This window comes from Ruegeria sp. E1, assembly GCF_056534225.1.
In genome coordinates, this window is record NZ_JBQFPE010000002.1 from 317,513 (window position 1) to 332,174 (window position 14,662).

General features: G+C 55.7%; 9 protein-coding genes. 1 reads left to right on the top strand and 8 read right to left on the bottom strand.

Going from position 1 to position 14,662, the window contains the following annotated elements; translation table 11 throughout:
- Positions 1-2 precede the first annotated feature (2 nt).
- The 7 genes from ACR0FG_RS03320 to rfbC form a co-directional block, all read right to left on the bottom strand.
- Positions 3-1,019, bottom strand: a complete 1,017-nt coding sequence (locus ACR0FG_RS03320) for a glycosyltransferase family 2 protein (protein ID WP_480890059.1) — start codon at positions 1,017-1,019, stop codon at positions 3-5.
- Positions 1,016-7,462 carry a type I polyketide synthase gene (locus ACR0FG_RS03325; RefSeq protein ID WP_480890060.1) on the bottom strand — a complete coding sequence of 2,149 codons (6,447 nt, stop codon included), beginning with the start codon at positions 7,460-7,462 and terminating at the stop codon, positions 1,016-1,018. Before ACR0FG_RS03325 ends, ACR0FG_RS03320 begins: the two co-directional genes overlap by 4 nt.
- Positions 7,463-7,886: 424 nt before the next feature.
- Positions 7,887-8,579: a sugar transferase gene (locus ACR0FG_RS03330; protein ID WP_480890063.1), complete on the bottom strand. Its 693-nt coding sequence runs from the start codon at positions 8,577-8,579 to the stop codon at positions 7,887-7,889.
- Positions 8,580-8,972: 393 nt separating this feature from the next.
- A complete protein-coding gene (gene rfbA / locus ACR0FG_RS03335; protein WP_480890065.1) occupies positions 8,973-9,839 on the bottom strand; it encodes a glucose-1-phosphate thymidylyltransferase RfbA in 867 nt (288 codons plus the stop codon).
- An 18-nt stretch (positions 9,840-9,857) separates the two neighbouring features.
- Entirely contained in the window at positions 9,858-10,721 is an 864-nt protein-coding gene (gene rfbD, locus ACR0FG_RS03340) for a dTDP-4-dehydrorhamnose reductase (protein WP_480890067.1), read from the bottom strand.
- Positions 10,718-11,758 (bottom strand): dTDP-glucose 4,6-dehydratase, encoded by a 1,041-nt coding sequence (rfbB, locus tag ACR0FG_RS03345; RefSeq protein ID WP_480890069.1) that lies wholly within the window; start codon positions 11,756-11,758, stop codon positions 10,718-10,720. Before rfbB ends, rfbD begins: the two co-directional genes overlap by 4 nt.
- The gene (gene rfbC, locus ACR0FG_RS03350) at positions 11,758-12,324 is read right to left on the bottom strand and encodes a dTDP-4-dehydrorhamnose 3,5-epimerase (RefSeq protein ID WP_480890163.1); all 567 of its coding nucleotides are present in this window, start codon (positions 12,322-12,324) and stop codon (positions 11,758-11,760) included. The genes rfbB and rfbC overlap by 1 nt, the downstream gene beginning before the upstream one ends.
- 299 nt (positions 12,325-12,623) lie before the next feature.
- On the opposite strand from rfbC, the gene ACR0FG_RS03355 reads away from it, so the two are divergent.
- Positions 12,624-13,241, top strand: coding sequence for a TetR/AcrR family transcriptional regulator (locus ACR0FG_RS03355; RefSeq protein ID WP_480890071.1), 618 nt, complete (start codon positions 12,624-12,626; stop codon positions 13,239-13,241).
- A 75-nt stretch (positions 13,242-13,316) separates the two neighbouring features.
- On the opposite strand, the gene ACR0FG_RS03360 is transcribed toward ACR0FG_RS03355, so the two are convergent.
- Positions 13,317-14,084, bottom strand: a complete 768-nt coding sequence (locus ACR0FG_RS03360; RefSeq protein WP_480890074.1) for a WecB/TagA/CpsF family glycosyltransferase — start codon at positions 14,082-14,084, stop codon at positions 13,317-13,319.
- Between the last annotated feature and the right edge of the window lie 578 nt (positions 14,085-14,662).

The following is a 14,662-nucleotide window of genomic DNA, read 5'->3' on the forward strand; positions in this document are numbered from 1 at the left end:
TGTTACTCTCCAATGACAGGCTGAGGCAGATTATCCTGCTTCCGGTTCCGCACTGTCGCGCGAAAACAGGCCGACAGGTCATGCCAGGCAAGGGTACGCAAAAAATGGGGGGCAACACCGCTGCGTTTACGTGTGATCAGGCAGCGCAGCCAAAACAGAAATCCGCCTATCAAATGTACGCCAGTTGCGCAGGCGGCATAGAATGCCCCGTGGTTTTTAACAAAATAATGCAGACGCGAGTCGAACCAATAGCCCGGCACCCGGTTCCAGGTTTTCATACCGGTCGAGGCGGACCCGATATGCATGACCTCACTGGGACGTACATAGTCGGTTCGATACCCCGCCAGAGCTGCGCGCCGACACAGATCGGTTTCTTCGAAATATAGAAAAAACCTCTCATCAAACAGTCCGATTTCATCAAGAACACGCTGGCGCATCATCATGCTCGCGCCCGCCAGCCAGTCGACCGGGCATGTTTCAGTTGGAATGGGAATGGGAACAACCTTGTTTTTCAGAATCCTGCTTACAGGGCCAAAATTAAGGCTGCCCTCCAATTCGCTGGCAATCGATGGAAACCGGAAACTGGTCAGGTGCGGAACATCGTCATCACCATAGATGTAGCTACCGGCAAACCCGGCCTCGGGCGTGTTTTGCAGATGCTCCAACAGCAATTGAATGGCATTTTGCGCCGGGAAAGCGTCGGAATTGAGGATATAGACAAAGTCGGGGCGGGTACCATCCGACAGACCTGCGCGGATACCCACGTTGTTTCCTGCGCCGAACCCGCCATTATGGCCCGACTGGATAACCCGGACGCGATTGTCTTTGTCCCAACCCTGTTGCTGAACGTGACTTACGATCGCGTCATAGGAACCATCCTGTGAATCATTGTCCACAATGATGATCTCGCCGGCGATTCCCTCCATGGCTTCGCGCGCGGCTTTGGCCGAGCGCAACGTCATCTCGGGCGTTTTATAGTTCAGGATGACTGTCAGAAGCGTGGGGGCAGACAAGCTCATTCCGCCGCCTCCTGAATCATTGCTCGCGGGCGCTTGATCTGTCGCTCAGCGTTCTCAAGGCATGTTTTCATCTGCGCCGCAAGCACCCGTACATTTGGCTCAAGAACCATCGAATCATGGTCGCCGGGAACCTCAAGCACTTCGATATTAGGCGCCCAGGGTGTCCAGTCGTTGTCATGGGTCACGTAATACCGCTCATGATGCACCAGTTTATCCGGCCCCAGTTGCCACTTCCCAGCTAAAGGCGGACGGAACAGGGTCAGCGGACCATCCCAACGATGCAACGGATAGCAACCTATGCTTTCCATAAAGGCGGCCTCGATTTCGGCGTCGTGAAATTGCTGGCCAGCCTCTGCAGTTTCTTCAATGGGTTGACGCTTCTGGATTTCCCAGGCGATCCGGTTCCTGGCCCACTGGATTGGATAGCTTACGCCTTTGTCCCGCATCTCCTGCCACTGGATCATCAGGCGATCCCGTTTTGTCAGCGGGTGCCGCACTGGCAAGGCCGTATCCAACATAATCAGCGCCGCGATCTCTTCACCCGCCTCGGTCAGCTGGCGCGCGATCTCAAAGGCGGTGATACCGCCGCCTGAGAATCCGCCCAGCATATAAGGACCGTGCGGCTGAACTTGCCGCATCTCGGCAATATAATCCCGGGCTGCCTCGCGCAGATCGCGGTGCGGTTCCTCACCACCATAAAGGCCACGCGCCTGCAAGCCATAGAAGGGCCGGTCAGTGCCCATCAGATGTGCCAGATGGCGCAGGTTCAGCACGTTTCCAAACATGCCTGCCACTAGGAAGAACGGCGTTTTCGGGCCGCCTTCACCGGAATGCATTGGCACCAGATGGGTAAAGCGACGTTCCGGAGCTGTGGGGGTCGCTGCTGCCGTGGCATCATCCTCGTCCCCGTCTTTCGGGACGCCCCGTGCGGCAATCAGATCCGCGCATTTGCGGATGGTCGGAGCCTCGAACAGTACCGAGATCGGGAAATCGACATTATACGCCTTGCGGATCTGCGCAAACAGGCGCACCGCAATCAGCGAATGACCACCCAGATCAAAGAAGCTGTCTTCGACACCAATCTCATCGACGCCCAAAAGCTCTTGCCAGAATCCGGCCAAGCGGCGTTCGATATCATTTTCCGGCGCGACATAGTCCGAATCCAGTTCGGGGCGCTGGAATTTCTGTTCCGCGCTTTCGTTCGAAGTTCCGCTTTCAGCGGCCTGCGCGATCAGGCCATTGAGGTCGAGCGAAGACAAGATGACCTGCGACTGTCCGCTGGCCAGCGCCCGGAAGAACAGGTCTGGGCCTTCGGTCGCCGGAATGCCCTGCGACAGGTTGTGCCGCAAGCGTTCTTCGGCCGGAGACAGCGGCGGTGGCGCATCGACCTCGGATGTAACCGCTGGCGTGCTTTCGGTGAACGCAAAATCGACGGCACTTTCCATGCGGCGGATCGAAAAGCCTTCGACCTCGACACAGATCGTGCCATCGGGCGCGGCAATGGTGACGTCAAAACTTGCCGTCTCACCATCGGCGCGGTTGTCGCCCGCATTGCGGACCCAGCTGACAATTTCGGCGGGCAAGCTGTTGTAAACACGGACAGAACGGTAGGAAACTGGCACCCACAAATGCGAGGGCTGGTATCCTGCAATCAATTCCATCGCCCAGCCCGTTGCCAGATCCATCAGGGCAGGGTGCAGGTGATAACCAGCCTCGATATCTGACTTGAACCCCTCGGACAGCGCCAGATGCGCCAGACCTTCGTCCTGTCCCAACGCGGTCGAGGTCAGAACACGCCAGCGCGGGCCAAAACTCAGATGCGCCTCTTGCGGAGAATGCAGACGCCCTGCGCCTTCTGCCTGATGTGCGGGACCACATCGGGCGGTTATGCCCGCCACATCCAGCGGTGCGGGAGTGATCAGGGGCAGCAGCGACAGGCTGGCCTGAGCATTCAGTTCAAATGCGTCATTCGATCCGCTTTCAACCGTCAATTCATAGCCGACATCACTGCGCGGCAGGCGCAATTGAACTTGCTGAGATTCTCCGTCCGGCACCGCAAGCGGTCGCAGGAAAAACAGATCGCGGATCTCGAAGGGCCCGGTTTCACCCTGAGCACGCAACGCCTCGGACGCCAGTTCCAGATAGCCGGTACCGGGTACAAGCGCATGACCGGCCTTGGTGCGGTGATCATTCAGGAACCAGCGATCATGCGCGTCATAGGTTGCCGTCAGAACCCTGTTTCCAGTCTCGTCAAATGTCGCAAAGTCAAGCATCGGCGCCTCAGCCGGTGTGACCGGAGCAGGTTCACCGGACCCGGTTCGAACCTCCATCGCGTTGGCAGCCATACCCACATCTGACCAGATGCCCCAGTTGACGGACAAGACCTGGGTTTTCCCACCAGCCCGTGATCGGGCATAGGCGTTCAGGTAGTCGTTGGCCGCCACATAGTCGATCTGACCGACAGGCGCGGTGGCGGTTGAGGTGGACGAGAACAAAACAAGCCAGTCCAGAGACCCATCCGGGAATATCTGGTCAATGACCTGAGTTCCGTGGATCTTGGGTGTGAACACGTCTTCGACCTCCATCATGGTCTTAGCCATGATCGGAGCGTCATCTACCAGACCAGCGGCATGGATCACACCGTTGATCTCGCCAAATTCCTGCTTTGCGCGGTCAATGCACTGGCGCATTTCTTCGACATTGCTGACATCAGCCGACATCGGCAGAACTTTCCCGCCTGCGGCCTCAAGCGTTTCGATCGCCCGGATGCGGCGGGCGGTTTTGTCCTGCGGCGCCGAGTTTTTCAGCACATTTGCCCATTGATCCCGAGGCGGCAATTCACCACGCGCAAGCGTGACGATGTTGGCGTTAGATTTTTCGACCAACGCTTCGGCCAATATCAGTCCGATACCGCCCAATCCGCCCGTGATCAGATAGGTGCCGCCATCGCGCAGGGGCAAGTCTTCCAGCGAAGGTTCCGCCAGAACCTGTGGACGATATCCTTGCTCAAACCGTTTACCAGCCCGAATTGCTGCCGTGAAAGATGCGGGGGGGGCCAGCAAATCTTCCAGCACTTGATCCGCAAGACCTTCGGGCAGGGCAGGGGCGCGGCGTTTACCTGCGCTTTGCGGCAGGTCGATATCAAGCAGCGCGCAGGTTAGACCCGGAAATTCGTGAGGGATCACGCGGGTCGGGCCGGTCACGGTTGCTTTTTCTGGATAAGGCAGCGCCTCGTCCCTGACCTGCAATGCACCGGAACTCAGCACGTGGATATGCAAAGGCAAGGGCAGGTCTTCGTCTCCGATGGCCTGCGCCAGGAAGAACAGGCTATAAAAGCCCTGTTCCAGATTACGGTGAAAGAAGCTGCCGCCAGGGCGGAAGGTTTCGGCCTGCGTCAACAGCCAGCCATGCACGATCCGGGTCGGGATACGCTCGTGCGCCACCAGATCGCGCAGCAGTGCATCATAACTTTCGCGTCCACGTTCAGGTGCAAGTTGATAGTGATCATCGCTTACGCGCGCAAAGGCATCACCGGGCGTGACGGTAACAACCTTGTGCCCGGCCTGCCGCAATCGCTCGGACAGGCCGGTACAGAACCCGGCCTCATCCGCAAAGATCAGCCAGCTTTCCTGAGAAGCCTCTGACAGATCGCCGGTGACATCAACGTCGCAAGCTGCGTATTTCGGTGTCCATGCAATTCGATATCCCCAGTCATCGGTGTTCTCGATGCGCATCGGCCATTGGTTGGCGGTTTCCGTCTGCGCCTTACCCGGCTCAATGAAATAGGGTGACCGCTGGAACGCATAAGTGGGTAGCGGCACCCGGTTGCGCCGCGCTTCGCCCCAGATCTGATCCCAGTCAAAAGATCCGCCCAAAGCCCAGACACGGCCCAGCATGGCAAGAAAATATGCGTCGTCGGCAATATCGTCCTTTGCGTGGCGCAGGGTGCCAATGACCTGATTTGCGTCCACTTTTTCATGTTGCCCGGTCAGCGAAGACAATGTCTTGCCCGGTCCGACTTCAATGAATATCTGATCGGGTTTTTCCGAAACCGTGGAGACACAATCCGAAAAATACACGGTGTGACGCAGATGTCCGACCCAGTATTCCGGGTCGGTGGCTTGTTCGTCGGTGATCCAATCTCCGGTCCGGTTCGATGGGAACGGGATTTTTGGAGGATGCAATTCGATGGACCGCAGATAATCGCCAAAGTCCTTCAGAATCGGATCCAACATCCGCGAATGTGCCGCAGTTGAGATCGGAATGCGCTGGCACTCGACCCCTTGACGCGCCAGACGCTCTTCCAATTCGTCCAAAGCTTTCGGCGGCCCTGAGGCAACGCTCAGATTTGCCGAGTTCACAACCCCCAGATCAAGCTGATCCCCCAAAAGCGGTGTCAGCTCATCCGCAGGCAGGGGAACACTCAGCACACCCCCCTCCGGAAGCGTAATCAGAAGTGCGCCGCGCATGTAGGCGAGACCAATGCAATCCTCAAACGACATGACGCCTGCAAGGCAAGCGGATGTGTTTTCCCCCAGCGAGTGCCCCAACAAAGCAGTTGGCTGAATGCCCCAGGCCATCCACAGTTGCGCCAATGCATATTCTGTTATCAGGATCAGCGGCAGCTGCACTTCAAGGCTATCCAACCGCTCGTTCGCGGCTTGTTCTTGTCCCGGCTCCGGCAGCCAAAGCGCCCGGACATCATAGTCCAGCTTGGTTTGCAGAATGTCCAACCCACGATCCATCCAGTCCGCAAAAACCGGCTCGGTCTCGTACAGATCGCGCGCCATGCCAGCGTACTGTGTCCCACCACCGGGGAACATAAATACATACTCTGGCGCGTCAGAAATCACTGAATGCGTGAACACCCGGCGTGGATCGTTTTCCTCAAGAAGTTTCGCCGCATTTTCATGGCTTTCGGCCACTATTACACGTCGTTTTTCAAATCCGCGCCGCCCATTCTTGAGGGTCCACGCGATATCTGCCAAATCCTGATCGGTGTTGTTTCGCAGATGATTAGCCAGTGCGGTACTATTGGCGTCCAACGCCTTTTTCCCGCGCGCCGAAACCGTTAAGATCTGGAACGGCCAATCCGACGGTTCCGAGGCAGCCCGCTCGGGCGCTTCTTCCAGAATTGCGTGCGCATTGGTTCCACCAACACCCAGCGAGTTGATCCCTGCACGCCGGGGGCCTTTGTGAGGCACCCACTCGGTCAGCTCGTCGTTCACCCGGAAAGGGCTGTTGTCGAAATCGATTGCCGGGTTTGGTTTCTCGAACCCCAGGCTCGGTGGGATCTCCTTATGGTGCAGTGCCAGAGATGTCTTGATCAGGCTCGCGACCCCAGCGGCCGTATCGAGGTGTCCGATATTGGTTTTGACGGACCCCAGACGGCAAAATCCTGTCTCGTGCGTCGTTTCCGAGAAGGCCTGCGTCAGCGCTGCAACCTCGATGGGATCGCCCAGGTAGGTCCCGGTTCCGTGGCATTCGATATAGTCCAGCGTATCCGCCTTGATATCTGCCATCACATGCGCTTCTGAGATTGCTGCGGCCTGTCCATCAACTGAAGGCGCCAGATATCCGGCCTTGGCGGACCCGTCATTGTTAACCGCCGTGCCCCGAATGATACCCCAGATGTGGTCGCCATCCTCAATTGCATCGGACAGACGACGCAGCACGACAGCGCCCGCACCCGACCCAAACACAGTGCCCTGCGCACGATGATCAAAGGCGTGGCAATGACCGTCAGGCGACAGAACCTCGCCCTCTTTGTAAACATAACCCCTATTATGAGGGAATTCGATCGTCGCGCCGCCAGCGATCGCCATATCGCACTCGCCTGTCAGCAACGCCTGCGTGGCATAGTGCGTTGCGACCAGCGACGTCGAGCACGCTGTCTGAACATTCACACTCGGCCCTTTCAGGTCGAATATGTGGCTGACGCGGGTCGACAAAAAGTCCTTGTCATTGCCGGTATGCCGTAAAAGGAACAATCCAACGTCATCAACCAGGTCCGGGTTCGAACAGACGTTGAAATAGAAATAGCTGCCCATCCCGCAGCCCGCGAACACTCCGATGGGACCAGGGAAATTCTCTGGCGGATGCCCTGCGTTTTCAAGGGCTTCCCATGCGACCTCCAAAAAATGGCGATGCTGGGGGTCCATGATCGCGGCTTCCTTGGGTGACAAACCAAAGAATTCCGCATCGAACTCCTCGAAATTTTCCAGTGGCGATGCATAAGGAACGTAGTCGGGCCGCTCCAGCAGGTGCGGAACTTCGCCATTCGCCAAAAGCTGCTCCTTGCTGAGGAACTGGAACGATTCCACCCCCTCACGCAAGTTGGTCCAAAAGGCATCTATCGAAGGCGCCTTCGGCAAGTGCGCGGCCATGCCAACGATTGCGATATCACCTTCCCTGGCAGAATTATTCACTGTTGAACCATCCATAAATTAACCGGTCTGAGTTTATGCGGCGTCACGAGGAATGCCAATGATACGACTGTGTAACCCCAGAAAATTAGGGGCTTGTTCATCTATTTCATCTTATCTGCATCTTTGTTGTCCACAGGGGTTCCCATAACAAATTTGATCGCGCGGTACGCTGCTTGGAAACACAGGGGTTTTTTCTTTCCTTATCTTTAAAACAGTTTCCGATATGCGCACAATCCAGCCCTCTATCGTCCATTGAATGGCAAAAATACGGCGATTCCTTGAAGCGCGGGCGTGATCACTCTTGTGAAATACTGCCATTAGATTTGGACAAATCTAAGACCAGAGTCATCCTTTGGGTAAGCTATCTGACAAAGTCGACTGCAAGAAGAATCGGCGGCGAAGCCGAAGGAGACCATCGCGAACGAAACAGGCCTAATCTTTAGTAACCGGTCGCCCGAACGACTACACCAATCGTTGCATACAGAATACCAACATCGGTTTTGAAGGTCAGATCGTTTGCGTACGAGGTGTCGAAATCTGCGCGGCTGGCAAAGGAACTCGCGTTACGCTCGGAAACCTGCCATGCGCCAGTCAGACCGGGGCGCAGCGAGAAATACGCCTTGCCCGGATACAGCTTTTGCTGCTCGGGCAGCATCGGTCGCGGGCCCACCAGGCTCATGTCGCCGATCAGAACATTCCAAAGCTGCGGCAACTCGTCCAAAGACGTCTTGCGGAGAAGCTGACCAAAGTGAGTGATCCGAGGATCATCTTTCAGCTTTTGCGTCTCTTCCCACTCGCGGCGCGCAACCGGGTTCTGCGCCAAGTACCCGTCCAGCATCGACTGGGCATTCGGGACCATGGTACGCAGCTTCCACATGGTGAAGATCCGGCCATCACGGCCAACCCTCCGTTGACCATAGAACGGGCTCGCTCCGTCCCGCGCAGCCAAAACCGCAAGGACAACGACAATCGGCAGCACGATGGGCAGAGCCAGAACAACAACAAAGACATCCAGCAGACGCTTGAAAAGTTTGTGGTACAGGCGCACCGACCCAAACGAGTCGCTTTTCGAGGAAAGAACTGCGCGATGCGCTCCGGTCTTTGCGGAAATATTGGTATCCTGAACAGACATACTTAACCTTTAAACCTTAAGCCTAAAATCGGCTTCACCACTAAACCTTGCTCAGAAGGGCCAAATACACGCCCCAACGCTACAGAAGCATACAACGAGCACGTAGTTAGCCCCTTCGTGTCGACGCTTCAATACTCAGTTTACACATATTTAACCCCCTTCTCAAAGTCGCAATCGCCGTACTTGACAAAATTCCGCCTCATTCTCGCTACAATTAGGCAGTGCGACCGCGATTGTTTATTACACCCTCAGAAGCTTCAATCTCAGGTTGAAAACCATATCGGACTGCTTGCTCTGGATTCAGTTCTAACGCACCTGATCTGCCGCCGTCAGTGAACTAGCGCACACCAACGCAAACAATTTTCCGACAAATTGATTCGCCGATTGCGCGGATCAGTCCAGCAAAGACTTGAGATAGTCGCCATAGGTAGATTTAGCGAATAGACGCACCCGTTCTCGCAGTGCAGCATCATCGATCCAGCCATTTGTCCATGCGATTTCTTCCAGACTGCCGGTCTGCAATCCCTGCCTGTCTGTCAGGGTGCGCACAAAGTTTCCGGCGTCCAGCAACGACCCATGGGTACCAGTATCCAGCCAGGCAAAACCCCGGCCCATGGTCTGAACGTCCAGCAAATCGTCCTGAAGATACATCTCCAACAGCGACGTGATCTCAAGCTCACCCCGTTCCGATGGCTGGACCTGCCGTGCGCGCGCAGGGGCATCCCCGTCCAGAAAATAGAGCCCGGTCAGGGCGTAATTCGATGGCGGCACCTTGGGTTTCTCGATAATGGCCCTGGCTTTGTTACCGTCAAAATCGACCACGCCGTACCGTTCGGGATCCGCGACGCGGTATGCGAAAACCGTCCCGCCTTTGTCCAGGGCATCAGCCTCGCGAAGTAGATCCGGCAAACCATGGCCAAAGAATATGTTGTCCCCAAGGATCATGGCAGATGGTGCCCCGGCCAAAAACTCCTCGGCCAGAGTATAAGCCTGAGCCAACCCGTCCGGAGAAGGCTGGGTGATCCATGTCAGTGACAACCCGTATTGGCTGCCGTCGCCAAGCAGGCTTTGAAACTGTTCCTGATCCTGCGGCGTTGTGATGACTGCAATCTCTCGAATATTTGAGAGCATGAGAACGCTCAGCGGATAAAAGATCATCGGTTTGTCGTATATCGGCAGCAGCTGCTTTGAGACCGACATCGTGATCGGGTAAAGCCGCGTGCCCGAGCCGCCGGCAAGAATGATACCTTTACGCTGCATGATCGTTCCTTTCGGTCTTCAGTTGCCTGAGGCTTTCAGCTCGGCCAACACGTCGGTCAAACCGACCCGCCAGTCGGGCTGGGCAATCGCGTAAACCTCACGAATCCGCGCACAATCCAAACGTGAGTTCAGCGGGCGTGCCACAGGAGTTGGATAGTCGGTTGTGGGGATGTCTTCGATTTGAACGGTCAGGCACGCCTGCCCCACGATTTCGCGTGCGAATTCAGCCCAACTGACATTCGGGGCTCCCGCGTAGTGGAAAACCCCGCCTTCAGCCCGCGCGCCACCTCTGGCGATCACCAGCAGCGCATCGGCAATATCTGCGGCAGGTGTTGGCCCTCCAACCTGATCGGCGACAATGGTCAATCTATCCCGCGTCTCAGCCAGTCGAAGGATCGTTTTAACAAAGTTCTTTCCATGCGCAGAAAATACCCAGCTTGTACGCAGGATCGCGTGCCAGCCCCCTGCCCCGGCCACCTGTCGTTCTCCGTCCAGCTTGGTCTGACCATAGACGCCCAACGGGCCGGTACGGTCCAGCGTGGTCCGTGGCTGAGACCCTGATCCGTCAAACACATAATCCGTGGAAACATGCAGAAACGGCAAACCACGATCGGCGGCAGCGCGGGCCATTGCGCCCGGTGCATCTGCATTGACCACCTGCGCCAGGGCACGATCATCTTCGGCAGCATCCACTGCAGTATAAGCCGCTGCGTTGATGACCACTGATGCATCGGTTTGCTGGACAAGATCGGCACAAGCCCCCGGATCAGCAAGATCCGCATCAGACCGACCAAGCGTCACAACCTCCACGCTGTGCGCATTCGCACGTCGGCGCAACTCGGTGGCAACCTGCCCGGTGCGACCAAATACAAGCGCCTTCATTTGGCGACCCCAAGGCGTTCACCGACACCAGTTCGCTGCAACAACGCGTTCAGCCAGTCGCCGTTGTCGAGATACCATTGAACCGTCTGATTCAATCCGGTCTGCGGAGTATAGGATGGACGCCAGTTCAACTCTTGCCTGATCCGGGTCGGATCAATCGCATAGCGCTGGTCATGGCCGGGCCGGTCGGTAACAAAGGTGATCAAATCGGCATAAGGAGCGCTCCCCGGCTTCAACCGATCAAGGATAGCGCACAACATCTTAACGAGGTCGAGATTGGTCATCTCATTCTCACCACCGATATTGTAACTGCGCCCCAACTCTCCCTTTTCCAGCACCAAAAGCAGAGCCTCGGCGTGGTCTTCAACGTGCAGCCAATCACGAATGTTATCCCCTGCCCCATAAATAGGAATGGGTCGACCAGACAGAGCGTTGAGGATCACCACCGGAATCAGCTTTTCCGGGAACTGATAGGGCCCGTAGTTGTTCGAGCAGTTGGTCATCACCACCGGCAGGCCATAAGTTTCGTGCCAAGCGCGCACCAGATGATCCGACCCCGCCTTTGAGGCCGAATAGGGCGAGTTTGGCTGATACGGGCTGTCTTCGGTGAAAAACCCCGTCTCTCCAAGCGATCCAAACACCTCATCCGTTGATATGTGGTGAAAACGGAAACTGTCGGGCCGCCCCGCCTCGATCCAGTAGGACCGCGCGGCCTCTAACAGAACATAGGTTCCTGTCACGTTTGTATCGATAAATGCGGCCGGACCATCGATCGAGCGATCGACATGGCTTTCTGCCGCAAGATGCATGATCGCATCCGGTCTGTGCTTTTTTAGGATTTCGGTCATCGTCGCAGCATCACGAATATCCGCTTTTTCAAACAAATATTTCGGCGACGAGGCCGCCGATGCAACATTGTCGAGACAGGCGGCATATGTCAGCGCATCGACGTTCACAACCGAATGACCATCCGCAATTGCGCGGCGTACCACCGCCGAACCGATAAAGCCAGCGCCACCTGTGACCAGAATTTTCATCAAATGACCTCAAACGAAAAAGGAGATACGATGTCGCGAAGCAGCGGAGCATCCTTGTCTTTTTCGGACAAAAGCGGCTGCGCAATCTCCAGCGGCCAACTGATCCCGACATCGGGATCGTCCCAACGCACTGCGCCTTCGGTCTCAGGTGCATAGGTATCCGAGCACTTGTAGATGATCTCAGTATCCGCCTCCAAAGTCATGAACCCATGTGCAAATCCGGCGGGCACCAACAGCATATTGCCGTTTTCAAAACTCAATTCCTCGCCCACCCAATGACCAAAGGTCGGTGAACCCTTGCGAATATCGACCGCCACGTCAAAAAAACGACCGCGTCCGCACCGCACCAGTTTGGCCTGCGCGCGCGGAGGCGACTGGAAATGCAGGCCGCGCACCGTGCCAACGGCGTCCGACAAAGAGTGATTGTCCTGAACGAATACTGTCTCGATACCCTGTGCCGAGAAGCTGTCCAGATTATAGGTTTCCTCAAAAAAGCCACGTTGATCGCCAAAGCGCTTGGGCGTGATGAGTTTAACATCCGAGATAGCAAGAGGCACTATTTTCATGGTCACAAACGTCTCAATCCGCGATAAGCGCGCTGTCTTCCAAATATATCAATACAAATCGTTTGTTTGCGCGACCTGCGATTTTGTCAACTTTGTTGCGACCGATTTCTGCCAAGCGGAGGTTCCTGCGCCACGAAATAGGCAGCCAAGCCATGTTCGATTGAAGCAATCGGCTGAACAATCGCCCCTCGCCACAGCTATTGATTACATTGTCAGCGAGCCGCGGCAGCGCAACAAAATCATTGAACCTGAACCGAACGGTTTATACCCTTGCCCTGCAGACACGCTCAGGAGACATCATGACCCAAGCCGCCACAATTCTTCGCACGGGCCGTAAATTTGATCAGGTCCTGCAAGGCGCGCGAGAGGTATTTATGGCGGACGGGTTTGAAGGTGCCAGCGTCGATGATATCGCGCGCGCCGCCGGGGTCTCGAAGGCGACGCTGTACAGTTATTTCCCCGACAAACGGCTTTTGTTCGTCGAAGTTGCGCAAACTGAATGCAGCAGGATGGCTGAACGTGTGATCTCGATGATCGATGAGACAAAGCCGGTGCGCGAGGTTTTGATGATCACCGCGACACAGCTGGCTAGTTTTTTGGTGTCAGAGTTTTCGCAGCAGGTCTTTCGTGTCTGCGTGGCCGAGCGTGAACGCTTCCCCGAACTTGGCAGATCGTTCTATGATGCGGGCCCCAGAAATGGACAGGAGCATATGGCGCGATACCTTGAAAAGGCGGTTGCCAAAGGCGAGTTGTCCATTGACGACGTGCAGGTCGCGGCAGCACAATTTTCAGAGCTGTGTAAAGTGCGGATCTGGAACAAGGCGGTTTTCGGGATTCAAGAGAAATTCACTCCTGAAGAAATCAATGAGGTCGCAATTCAGGCCGTTGATATGTTTCTGGCGCGCTACGGTGCCTGATATTTTGCCGACTGTAAGACTGGGTTACACAGATATCAGCCGCCCCCTCGAACAATTGGCAGATTGCGAAAAAGCTTAGCGTGCAAACCGGACGCGAAGCGCCTTCCACGTCAGATCGGGCATGATCAGAATGCATCGCCCATAGCGCGCAGCCAGCCTTTGCGGATTACTCAGCATCCGCCACACCCATTCCAGAGCAAGCTTTCTGACCCAAATGGGCGCCCGCGCCTGACTTCCTGCGATGAAGTCCAAACCCGCCCCAATGGACACAAATCCACACTGAGGTGCGAGTTCCAGGCCACGCGCCGCTAATATCTCCTGTTTCGGCGCGCCAAGCGCGAGAAAGCACAATCTTGCGCCAGACGTATGAATTGTTTCCAAATATCCAGTCACTTCGTCCCCGTCCGGGTCCAGGCCATATGGCGGAGCGATTCTCGCCACCACGCGTAAACCAGGATATAGGCGCATCAAACTTTCAGCCGCCGCGTTCAGAGTTTCCTCGGTCGCACCAAGCAACGCGACCGGCACATCATGCTTTGACGCCAGACTGGCAAGTGGCGCAATCAGATCGGATCCTGGCATCAATTCGATCGACCGGCCTGCCAGTCGGGATAGCCAGACAATCGGGTTTCCATCTGCAACCACATGGCTATGCGACTTGTAGGCCTCTAGAAACCTAGGCATCTGTCGCATCTTAACGATGTGATCCAGATTTAACGTAGCAAGCGTGAAGCCTTGCCCCTTTTGCCAGAAACCCGCCACGCTATCTAATAGCTCGGTCTTTGTGGGGTGGCTGATCAAGGCCAGGAATTCCGGCTCGGTCAGTGGTTGGGAATTAGTCATGTCCTGATCGCAATTAACAAAACCAAATCAACTTGAAAATCATGATACCTCATTGCTCGCTCAGCCATATGAGAATGTCCATATAGGCAATCTGCGTTTGCATACTCAAAGCCCACTTCACAACAAAAGCAATTTTCCGATTAACGATGGCATCAATATGGCGCGCCCAAGGCCTGAACCCCACGCGCAAGAGCAATCAGGTCGAACTGACCAGTTTTGAAACAGATCAATCACCTGATTCCCTTGCAATTTTAATCTTTCTTAAACTAAAGGCGGAATTAACTGCCTTAGATTCGCCTCAAATGCTCGTTTACACCGCCTCTTCGGCGGATTTTTGAACCCTCTCGGCAATGTCCCGCCTGCTTTTCAGGCGCTGATCTTATCAGGTTGCCGGTAATTATGGCCCTGAGTATCTGAGTTAGCAGGGATGGTTAAATTAGTTTTTCGGTAAAAAAGTCGATCTGAACTCTCGTGGCCAAAAGGCCGCGGGCAAGGAAAATAGGCCAAAACTAAGCGACGAGCAGAATGATCAACTCACACGAAACAATACCCGCAGGAGCGGCGGTATTGGCGTTTGC

Coding starts and splice junctions, on each gene's coding strand:
- ACR0FG_RS03360 (WP_480890074.1), bottom strand. CDS start 14,084: ATGACTAATTCCCAACCACTGACCGAGCCGGAATTCCTGGCCTTGATC.
- ACR0FG_RS03325 (WP_480890060.1), bottom strand. CDS start 7,462: ATGGATGGTTCAACAGTGAATAATTCTGCCAGGGAAGGTGATATCGCA.
- ACR0FG_RS03320 (WP_480890059.1), bottom strand. CDS start 1,019: ATGAGCTTGTCTGCCCCCACGCTTCTGACAGTCATCCTGAACTATAAA.
- ACR0FG_RS03330 (WP_480890063.1), bottom strand. CDS start 8,579: ATGTCTGTTCAGGATACCAATATTTCCGCAAAGACCGGAGCGCATCGC.
- rfbA (WP_480890065.1), bottom strand. CDS start 9,839: ATGCAGCGTAAAGGTATCATTCTTGCCGGCGGCTCGGGCACGCGGCTT.
- rfbB (WP_480890069.1), bottom strand. CDS start 11,758: ATGAAAATTCTGGTCACAGGTGGCGCTGGCTTTATCGGTTCGGCGGTG.
- rfbC (WP_480890163.1), bottom strand. CDS start 12,324: ATGAAAATAGTGCCTCTTGCTATCTCGGATGTTAAACTCATCACGCCC.
- rfbD (WP_480890067.1), bottom strand. CDS start 10,721: ATGAAGGCGCTTGTATTTGGTCGCACCGGGCAGGTTGCCACCGAGTTG.
- ACR0FG_RS03355 (WP_480890071.1), top strand. CDS start 12,624: ATGACCCAAGCCGCCACAATTCTTCGCACGGGCCGTAAATTTGATCAG.